Origin of the sequence: Nitrosospira sp. Nsp11 (assembly GCF_900142705.1) — a bacterium.
Lineage (GTDB): Bacteria > Pseudomonadota > Gammaproteobacteria > Burkholderiales > Nitrosomonadaceae > Nitrosospira.
Map to the genome: position 1 here is coordinate 54,811 of NZ_FRBV01000017.1, position 9,350 is coordinate 64,160.

9 protein-coding genes are annotated in these 9,350 nt (G+C 53.7%); 5 read left to right on the plus strand and 4 right to left on the minus strand.

The window, feature by feature from the left end:
• Positions 1-86 precede the first annotated feature (86 nt).
• The gene (locus BUA28_RS14080) at positions 87-2,612 is read left to right on the plus strand and encodes a 3-hydroxyacyl-CoA dehydrogenase/enoyl-CoA hydratase family protein (RefSeq protein WP_072768748.1); all 2,526 of its coding nucleotides are present in this window, start codon (positions 87-89) and stop codon (positions 2,610-2,612) included.
• Positions 2,613-2,628: 16 nt separating this feature from the next.
• Positions 2,629-3,828, plus strand: coding sequence for an acetyl-CoA C-acyltransferase (locus BUA28_RS14085; RefSeq protein WP_072768749.1), 1,200 nt, complete (start codon positions 2,629-2,631; stop codon positions 3,826-3,828).
• Between the two features lie 103 nt (positions 3,829-3,931).
• On the opposite strand, the gene BUA28_RS14090 is transcribed toward BUA28_RS14085, so the two are convergent.
• Positions 3,932-4,117, minus strand: coding sequence for a DUF3460 family protein (locus BUA28_RS14090; protein ID WP_025041464.1), 186 nt, complete (start codon positions 4,115-4,117; stop codon positions 3,932-3,934).
• Between the two features lie 300 nt (positions 4,118-4,417).
• On the minus strand, positions 4,418-5,206 hold the full coding sequence (locus BUA28_RS14095; protein WP_083570036.1) for a polyamine aminopropyltransferase: 789 nt from the start codon (positions 5,204-5,206) through the stop codon (positions 4,418-4,420).
• Positions 5,207-5,398: 192 nt separating this feature from the next.
• Here BUA28_RS14095 and BUA28_RS14100 point away from each other — a divergent pair, with 192 nt between their 5' ends.
• Complete coding sequence (locus BUA28_RS14100; RefSeq protein WP_072768750.1) at positions 5,399-5,890, plus strand: hypothetical protein; 492 nt, start codon at positions 5,399-5,401, stop codon at positions 5,888-5,890.
• A 306-nt stretch (positions 5,891-6,196) separates the two neighbouring features.
• Entirely contained in the window at positions 6,197-7,669 is a 1,473-nt protein-coding gene (locus tag BUA28_RS14105) for an SEL1-like repeat protein (RefSeq protein ID WP_256598339.1), read from the plus strand.
• A gap of 168 nt (positions 7,670-7,837) precedes the next feature.
• Here BUA28_RS14105 and BUA28_RS14110 read toward each other — a convergent pair whose 3' ends face one another.
• A complete protein-coding gene (locus BUA28_RS14110; protein WP_256325272.1) occupies positions 7,838-8,011 on the minus strand; it encodes a hypothetical protein in 174 nt (57 codons plus the stop codon).
• A 215-nt stretch (positions 8,012-8,226) separates the two neighbouring features.
• Here BUA28_RS14110 and BUA28_RS14115 point away from each other — a divergent pair, with 215 nt between their 5' ends.
• Positions 8,227-8,703 (plus strand): hypothetical protein, encoded by a 477-nt coding sequence (locus tag BUA28_RS14115; RefSeq protein ID WP_072768753.1) that lies wholly within the window; start codon positions 8,227-8,229, stop codon positions 8,701-8,703.
• Between the two features lie 118 nt (positions 8,704-8,821).
• On the opposite strand, the gene chaB is transcribed toward BUA28_RS14115, so the two are convergent.
• Entirely contained in the window at positions 8,822-9,049 is a 228-nt protein-coding gene (gene chaB / locus BUA28_RS14120; RefSeq protein WP_072768754.1) for a putative cation transport regulator ChaB, read from the minus strand.
• Positions 9,050-9,350: the final 301 nt, after the last annotated feature.

The following is a 9,350-nucleotide window of genomic DNA, read 5'->3' on the forward strand; positions in this document are numbered from 1 at the left end:
AAGAATGCCGCAATGCTCACGCAGCGGTTTTTCCTGATGAAAAAAAACGGATCGAACTGGAGGCGACATTGAATAATCGTAAATTCATGGTGCGCAAAGCCGCTGTCCTCGGCGCCGGCGTAATGGGAGCGCAGATCGCGGCGCATCTGGTCAATGCCAACGTCGAGACGCTATTATTTGAGCTGCCCGCTGAGCAGGGGGGTCCCAACGCCAACGTCATCAAAGCAATAGAGAATTTAAAAAAACAGGATCCTGCGCCACTGTCTATGGCAGCCAAGGCCGCCTCCATTCAACCGGCGAACTACGACCAGAACCTGGAATTGCTCGGGGATTGCGACATCGTGATCGAAGCCATCGCCGAGCGCATGGACTGGAAAAGCGAGTTGTATAAAAAGGTCGCGCCACACCTCGGCGAGGACACTATTTTTGCCAGCAACACATCGGGGCTCTCCATCAATGAGCTGGCAAAGTCGTTCCCCGAGAACTTGCGCCACCGGTTTTGCGGCATCCATTTTTTTAACCCTCCCCGCTACATGCACCTCGCAGAGTTGATCCCCTGCAAGGAGAGCGATGCCGCGATGCTCAATGATCTGGAAGCGTTCCTGGTAACATGCCTGGGTAAGGGTGTAATTCGTGCAAAGGACACGCCGAATTTTATCGCTAACCGGATAGGCGTGTTTTCGATACTCGCCACCATGCATCACGCAGATGAATTCGGCCTCGGATTCGACGTGGTGGATGCCTTGACCGGCACTCTCATTGGTCGGCCCAAGAGCGCGACTTTCCGCACGGCGGATGTGGTGGGGCTCGATGTCCTTGCACATGTGATCGCTACCATGCGCGATACGCTGCCGCAAGATCCATGGCACAGATACTATGCCGTGCCCGATTGGCTGCAAGCCCTGGTGGATAAAGGGGCACTCGGGCAGAAAGCCCGGCGCGGCATATATCAGAAGATGGGCAAGGAAATCCATGTCCTGGACCTTGCGAAGGGCGCATATATTCTCTCGGCAGGTACGGCCGAGGACGACATAAAGGAACTGCTCAAACGTAAAAATCTTGCGAGCCAGCTTGGCGCGTTGCGCGCGAATTCACATCCGCAAGCACAATTCCTATGGTCCATATTCCGCGATCTGTTTCATTATTGTGCGGTTCATCTCGGCGCAATCGCCGACAATGCACGCGACCTTGATTTCTCGATGCGCTGGGGTTTCGGCTGGAACCAGGGACCGCTCGAGATTTGGCAAGCGGCAGGATGGAGCGAAATTGCCGGGTGGATAAACGAGGATATCGCGGCCGGCAAAAGCATGAGCGCAGTATCGTTGCCGGAATGGGTGCGGGAACTGGGGCAAAGCGCCAGCCAAGCAATCGATATCAGCATACAGGGCGTACATAGAACACAGGGATCCTTTGCGCCGTCCAACAATACCTTCCGGCCACGTTCGACGTTGCCTGTGTACCGGCGGCAGCTGTTTCCGGATAGGCTGCTGAGTGAGCGTGCGCAATATGGCACAACAATATTCGAGAGCGATGCGGTACGGATGTGGCATACGGGCGAGTCCGGCGGCAATGGCTCGGCCGATGACCACATAGCCATTCTCAGCTTCAAGAGCAAAATGCACACCATCGGAAGCGATGTGCTGGATGGAGTGCAACAGGCCATTGATGAAGCCGAACGGAACTGGCGTGCCTTGGTGATCTGGCAAACTGAGCCTCCATTTTCTGCCGGTGCCAATCTTCAAAAAGCCACGGCGCGCCTGAAAGGTGACGAACCTCCTTCCGCCTTCAGCGTCCTGGCAAAAAAAATCAGGAAAACAGCGCAGTCTGCGGTACTCAAAGCAGCGCGCGGCCTCAATCTGGCAGATGCATTGATGGCAGGCAAATTGGCCGAAATCGAAGCAATGGTTGCGCAATTCCAGCAAACTTCGCAGGACCTCCGATACTCGATGATTCCCACTGTAGCGGCCGTGGATGGCCTCGCGCTGGGAGGCGGCTGCGAATTTATAATGCATTGCGACCGTGCGGTAGCGACTATGGAAAGCTATATCGGCCTGGTAGAGGCTGGCGTGGGATTATTGCCTGCGGGGGGCGGTTGCAAGGAACTTGCATTGAGAGCATCGCGGGATGCGAAAGACGGCGATCCTTTCCCTTTACTGAAAAATTATTTTCAGAACGTCGCAACCGCGCAGCTATCAAAAAGTGCCGAGCAGGCAAAAGAACTGGGCTATCTGCGCGCTGCCGACCCGGTAGTGATGAACCGGCATGAATTACTTTACGTTGCCAAGGCGCAAGCGATCGCCCTGGCTGAAGCAGGATATCGCCCGCCGCTGAAAGCCCGTAATATTTCGGTGGCCGGTTCTACCGGCATTGCCAATATCAAAGGCATGCTCGTAAACATGCGCGAAGGCAATTTCATCTCGGACCATGATTACCTGATCGGCACCAGGATCGCCCACGTCATGTGTGGAGGCGAACTGACTCCCGGCAGCGTGGTCGATGAAGACTGGTTCCTGGAGCTGGAGCGTGCCGCATTCATAGAGCTACTGGCAACCGAAAAGACGCAAGCGCGCGTGGAGCATACGCTGAAGACCGGGAAGCCTCTCAGGAATTAAGCGAAGGAGAACTGTCATGACCAAACAGATACAAGACGCTTACATCGTTGCCGCCGTCCGTACGCCGGTTGGCAAAGCGCCACGCGGAATGTTCAAAACCGTTCGTCCTGATGACATGCTGGCACACGTGTTGAAAGCTGCCCTGGCGCAGTGCGAGGGCCTCGATCATGCAGCTATCGATGACGTAATCGCCGGGTGCGCCATGCCTGAGGCGGAGCAGGGAATGAACGTTGCACGCATTGCGCTCTTGCTGGCAGGGCTGCCTGATAGCGTGCCCGGAATGACGGTCAATCGTTTTTGCGCCTCCGGGTTGCAATCGGTAGCGCTCGCTGCCGACCGCATTCGTCTGGGCAATGCAGACGTAATCATCGCGGCTGGTACGGAGAGCATGAGCATGGTCCCGATGACGGGCAACAAGATGTCGCTGGACCCGGCTATATTCCTGCGTGACGAGCATGTGGCCATCGCCTACGGCATGGGCATAACGGGAGAAAAAGTCGCACAGCGATGGCAAGTCAGCCGTGAGGCCCAGGATGAATTTGCGGTAACGAGCCACGCAAGGGCGCTCAAGGCCATCGAGACGGGGGAATTCGAACAGGAAATCGCGCCATATACGGTGCTCGAAAAACGACCCGATCTCGTCTCGCATGAGGTCCGGGACATTTCCAGCACAAGAGATACCGATGAAGGCCCACGACCCGGCACCAACGCGGCGACGCTTGCCACATTGAAACCGGTATTCGCGGCAAATGGCTCCGTGACGGCGGGCAACAGTTCGCAGATGTCCGACGGTGCGGGCGCCGTGATCGTAGCAAGCGAAGCTGCGTTGAAACGCTTCAATCTGACGCCTATTGGCCGTTTCCTCGGCTATTCTGTCGCGGGTGTACCACCGGAAATCATGGGCATAGGCCCAATCAAGGCGATACCGAAGGTGCTGAAGCAGGTTGGCTTGAAACTGGATGATCTCGACTGGATCGAATTGAACGAAGCTTTCGCAGCCCAGAGCCTCGCGGTCATCCATGACCTGGGGCTGAATCGCGCTAAAGTCAACCCACTGGGCGGCGCGATCGCGCTAGGTCATCCGTTGGGCGCGACCGGCGCCATCCGCGTCGCCACGCTGCTGCACGGCCTGCGCCGGCATCATCGGAAATACGGCATGGTAACCATGTGCGTGGGGACAGGCATGGGCGCGGCGGGTGTGTTTGAAGCGCTGTGACGGGAACGCGGAAGAAGTTTGCAAAGGAATCTGAGACCAACCGGGCTGTTATGCTGGTGAGCATGTGGCACGGCAAGCTTGCAGACCTACTCGGAGATCCGCTCTATTTTCCGAAATAGACGTAGGCCTTCTGCGGTACGCTTGATTCCTTGAAGCGCTTGCGCTCTTCCAGATCCAGCTTTTTATCCCACCAGATGGCGCGTGCCTCTTTCTGATCCTCCGCCAGCTTCGGATTTTTTTCGAACAGCTCGCGCATGAATTTGGTATGGTCGGATTCGTAAAGTTTCATGGTCTGGCTTCTCCTCTCGTCACTTTCCTGTGACAACCCGAAACTTTACCATAATCGGAAGGTGCTCGCATCGGTTGAGCCTGTGTGCTGTGGCCCGGATCGGGGCATAATCCATAATCCGGTCGTGTTTTGATAAGTTACAGTTGAATATCTTCACCCGCCAATGTAGGTCGGGCTCCGCCCGACGATCGAAGGAACAATGTCGGGCAGAGCCCGACCTACAACATTGGTCCTACTTATCCATATATGTATGCTTTGAGCGTCCCGCAACCTATCAAGCCCCATCGACATGAGCATGACTTAAAAAGGCCTGCGCTGCTGTAACTTATTGATGTACTTGGTAAAAGGCAAGGCAAGTTCCTGTTCGAGTTGCTTCGCACGCTCCTGCAGATTTTCCCAGGCGGGTCTGCCAGGACTGTGTTTGAAAGCGAAGACGATCAGATTACCGAACGGCTCGGCCAGTAGCGTAGCGACTCGACCGCCGAAACTATCCTCGATGCGGTGAATGTAGTCATGGACTGCCCTGTCTCTGCTGAGCAAGTTGACCACCAGCACGCCGTTTTTTTTCAACGCCTCATGGGCGCGATCATAAAAATCCTGGCTGCAAAGCGAGGGTACCTGGCGGCCATCGTCAAAACCGTCAACCATCAGTACGTCGGCGCTGCGAGGGTGGCTAGCAACAAATTCGCCGCCTTCCGCAATCATGACTTGCAGGCGATCATCATCCGCCGGTACAAAAAAATGATCTCGCGCCATCGCAACGATTCGCGGATTGATTTCAATCACGGTCGTTCGAGTCTGGGGCAAACGGTGATATACGAATTTCGCCAGCGATCCCCCTCCCAGACCGATCATCAGCATATTTTCCGGCTGTGGATTAAACAGGGTAAAACCCATCATGCATCGGGTATAGGTCAGCTCCAAATGGTTTGGTGCTGCCAATCTCATCGCGCTTTGCACCATGCTGCTGCCAATATGGAGTGAGCGCACGCCATACTCCTCACTCATATGAACGCCGGAGTCGTCGTCAGAATTGTCGTCTGCACCGCGACCTATGCCGCGAGAACGCCGCCTGGAAAATACACGCATTGGTTTTCTGGATTGATCCGTAAATAAAGGATGCTTTACAAATGAATACTTTTGGCCTACGTTTACATGGCATGATAGCTCGGGCTGGGGTAAAGCGTCGCCCAACAAGCCCTGCTAACCCCCATAAAAACAAAAAATCCGCGAAGTGCGCTTGATCTCATTAAAACGTGAAGGCGATATTCGAACGTTATCATGAAAAAACGCATTACAATTTTAGCCCCACTTTTGTCAGCGTGCCTGTTATCGGCATGCTCGGGCATTGGCCTCAAGGAAAAATCGCAGACTTACGCCGCCAAATTTACCGGAGATCGCGCTTCGCTCGCACGCTGCGTCATAAACGAACTGCAAACCGATAGCCGGTGGCTAATTCGCGGTCTGCAATATGAGGTACGAAGCTATCAGGATATCAAAGCGACGGAAATTTATGCCTACCCGTCCGGCGCGCTACCGGGAACATACGCACGCAATGCAACCAATAACCCTGATGCGGTGCTCCAGCCATTGATTCCCAAGATCTATGCGCATAAATCAAATGCTGATATTCGCGGTGAAGCCAGCCCCGGTTATTCGTTTATCATGACGATACAAAGGACCGATGACGAAACGGTAGTCGCCACGCTGAACGGCAAGAAATACGAGAGCGATATAGCATGGGACAAGCTGAAAGCGTGTTCACCCCGCTAAACTGAGCAGGACTTCTTTCGTTTCACCTCTTCGGCCGGTTACGCTACTTCGGCTGAAAAAACCCGGATTTCCTTTTATCAAGTCCCGCAAACAAAAAAATCCTGGACGTGATCGCGCATGGGCCATTTTTAAGCGCTTGCCGCGATAGAATAGTGCTCTTGATATTCCTGGATATAGCTATCGCATTTCTCGGGTTATTTCAAGCTTCAGGAAACAGCACTAAAAAACATTGATGGGTAAAAAAACAGGCAGCGAGCTTTGAATGTCAGGTTCTAACACAAGAATTAGTGGAATTACGGTGAATACATGATGCGTTTATCGATATCAATGGCGGCGGCAGGGCCGGCGATAACCGGGCTGGTACTGATGTTGCTGACTCTTCCGGCATTCGCCGGAGACTTTGAGGATGGAATGCGGTTCGCCCTCAGCAAGGACTACGTTAAAGCGGTAGCTTCTTTCAGGAGGGCAGCAGAAAAAGGAAACGCGGATGCTCAGTTCAATCTGGGCGTCATGTATTCGAAAGGCCGAGGTGTGCCTCAGAATGACGCGCAGGCCGCGAGCTGGTATCGCAAAGCGGCGGAGCAGGGCGACGCGCCGGCGCAATCCATGTTGGGTTTCATGTACCTGAAAGGTCAAGGGGTCGAGCAGGACTATCAGCAGGCCATGCTCTGGTACTTCAGGGCAGCGGATAAAGGATATGCCGTGGCCCAGTACAATCTTGGCGTGATGTATGCAAAAGGCCAGGGAGTTACACAGGACTACCAGCAGGCATTGTCCTGGTATCTCAAAGCCGCTGAGCAAGGACACGCTCCCGCGCAAGGAATCCTGGGTTTCATGTACCTCAAAGGCCAGGGCGTGGAGCAGAATGATCGGCAAGCGGCATCCTGGTATCTTAGAGCTGCGGAACTTGGATATGCGGATGCGCAATATGCGATAGGCGTACTGTACGCCAAAGGCCGAGGCGTGGAGCAGAGCAATCAGAAAGCGGTGTCCTGGTTTCGCAAAGCGGCTGAACAGGGTAATCCGGATGCCGAATTCAATCTCGGCATCATGTATGCGACGGGCGAGGGCACTATCAAGGATGATCAACAAGCTGCCTCCTGGTACCGCAAAGCCGCCGAACTGGGATATGCACGGGCGCAGTTCAAGCTTGGAGTCGCTTATGCCAAAGGCCGGGGAATTACGCACGACGATTATGAGGCGACTGCGTGGTATCGAAAGGCGGCAGAGCAGGGGTACGCCCCCGCCCAATTCAATCTCGGCGTAATGTACGCCACCGGAAAAGGTGTTTTGCGGGACGATCAGCAGGCGGTGGCATGGTATCGCAAAGCCGCTGAGCAGGGGGATGAGGATGCCCAATACAACCTGGCCGTACGATATGACAGCGGCCGGGGCGTCGCAAGGGATGCGCTGGAGGCGTTATCCTGGTATCGCAAGTCGGCGGAGCAGGGTTACCCAAGGGCGCAATACAGCCTGGGTGTCAAGTATAACAACGGGCAGGGCGTACCGCAGGATTATGCGCAAGCCTTGTCGTGGTATCAAAAAGCGGCGGAGCAGGGTCATCACGGGGCACAAACAAACCTGGGCGTGCTTTATTACAATGGTACCGGCGTCACGCAGGATTATGTTGAGGCTGATAAATGGTTCAGCATCGCCAGCGCGGGAGATTACGAGGATGCGAAAGAAAACCAGGAGCTCATGGAGAAGCTCATGACACCGGTACAAGTTGCCGAAGCGCAACGACAAGCGGAAGAGTGGATAAAAACACGCAGAGAGTAAAGCGCCCATACCCGGATTAGCGGACATCCACTTCCGGTTCCCTGCTTACCGCTGGGTATTGAAAATATCAGATGGCTCGCCGGATCTTGCAATGGCAAAAACGGCTTTTCCCGCGATGATAGGATCGTCGAAAAAATAACGTGATGTACCCACGCAATACTGACTGAGTTACCTGGAGGGCTGGCTGCTCTTTTCCTTGGTGATGGGGTTCTGTAGCGTATAACCTTTCTGTTTCATTTTGTATCCGCCATAGGCGCCCGCGCCGCCGGCGACAACATACCAGCAACCTGAGAGCGCTGGAATGACAGCCAGGAGCGCGACTATTAGAATAGTTCTCTTCATTTTCATCAAAATTCTTCTATAAAAGGAAAATGCAAATAACGGTCGCGAACTTACCTCAGGGATTGCTATGCTGTCAAATAGTTGTATCTATTTTCTTTTGATGATATCCGGGTACAGAAGCACATAAACCGGGCCTGGACCAAGCCGGCTTCGATTCCGGGTATTTCGCGAGCTAAGCCGTTGTAGATCAGGAATTTTCTTGAAAGGGGAACATCATGGGCAACATTTCACTCTCTGGTACGCGAGCCAAATGGCTCATCGCGATAGCGTTGATCGTGCTCCTGCCGGGATGTCAAACATCGGACACAAGGCGAACCGGCGGGCTGATCGGTAGCATTGCCGGCTCTATCGGAGCGAGCTATCTGGGCAGCTATCTCGGCGGCGGTACGGTGGGGCGCATTCTGGGTGCTGTCGCCGGCGGTGTCGCGGGTTATTATGTCGGTTCGGAGATTGGAGGCGTTCTCGGCAAAGACGATAAGAAAAAAATGGCCGATGCGTCGCAAAAAGCGTTCGAGACAAACCAGACCCAGACCTTCAGCAACCCCGATAGCGGCCTGGTGGGTAAAGCTGAGGTCGTTCAATCCGGACCGGTAACGGCACAGCAAAACAAGGAATGCAAGACGATCAGGCAAACTGTCGTGCTAAAAGACGGGAAAACGGTTACTGAGGATGTGGATAGCTGTAAGGATTGAGAATCGACGGCATTTGATTTGAACGGGTAGGCACACACTCAAAATGTGCCCGGGTGCATCAATTCCCGAAAACACCATAGAAAGCCCGTAATCTGCGGTGTTTACCTCATCGTAAAACTCATGACTTCTTCTTCCATTCATCACCTTTTTTCTCATATTCCTTTTTTACCGCCGACCACGCGACTTTATGTGCGGTTTCTTCGCGTGAAGCATCGCCTCTGCGATCATCCGGGTCCTTGTATTCATCCCAAGCATTATTGAAAGCCGCCTGATATATTTCCTGCGCGTGCTTCGGCAATACGTTTGTGACGTTTTCCGGGAGATCCTTTATGGTGGCGTATGGCATGACGTCTCTCCTATCGATAGTCAGGTGAAGCGGTACGTTTAAGATGCGGCTACGCTTAAAAATAAAGTCGCTAAGGTTTCGATCCAAAAGTCATGTCGATGTCCAATAGCCGCTCAAACGCCCTCATAAATGCATTGTCGGCAAGCTGGCCTATAAAGTAAAAGATAGGCAATAGATCTGGATAGTGCAAGAGAAACGCTTGGGGACGAATTGCGCCGAATTAAATGTAACCGAAAGGTATTCTGAGAAATAACGTTGCGCCATATTGAAGGTTTCCGAAAAGGAGACCTTGATATGGTAA

Coding starts and splice junctions, on each gene's coding strand:
- BUA28_RS14080 (WP_072768748.1), top strand. CDS start 87: ATGGTGCGCAAAGCCGCTGTCCTCGGCGCCGGCGTAATGGGAGCGCAG.
- BUA28_RS14085 (WP_072768749.1), top strand. CDS start 2,629: ATGACCAAACAGATACAAGACGCTTACATCGTTGCCGCCGTCCGTACG.
- BUA28_RS14090 (WP_025041464.1), bottom strand. CDS start 4,117: ATGAAACTTTACGAATCCGACCATACCAAATTCATGCGCGAGCTGTTC.
- BUA28_RS14095 (WP_083570036.1), bottom strand. CDS start 5,206: ATGCGTGTATTTTCCAGGCGGCGTTCTCGCGGCATAGGTCGCGGTGCA.
- BUA28_RS14100 (WP_072768750.1), top strand. CDS start 5,399: ATGAAAAAACGCATTACAATTTTAGCCCCACTTTTGTCAGCGTGCCTG.
- BUA28_RS14105 (WP_256598339.1), top strand. CDS start 6,197: ATGATGCGTTTATCGATATCAATGGCGGCGGCAGGGCCGGCGATAACC.
- BUA28_RS14110 (WP_256325272.1), bottom strand. CDS start 8,011: ATGAAGAGAACTATTCTAATAGTCGCGCTCCTGGCTGTCATTCCAGCG.
- BUA28_RS14115 (WP_072768753.1), top strand. CDS start 8,227: ATGGGCAACATTTCACTCTCTGGTACGCGAGCCAAATGGCTCATCGCG.
- chaB (WP_072768754.1), bottom strand. CDS start 9,049: ATGCCATACGCCACCATAAAGGATCTCCCGGAAAACGTCACAAACGTA.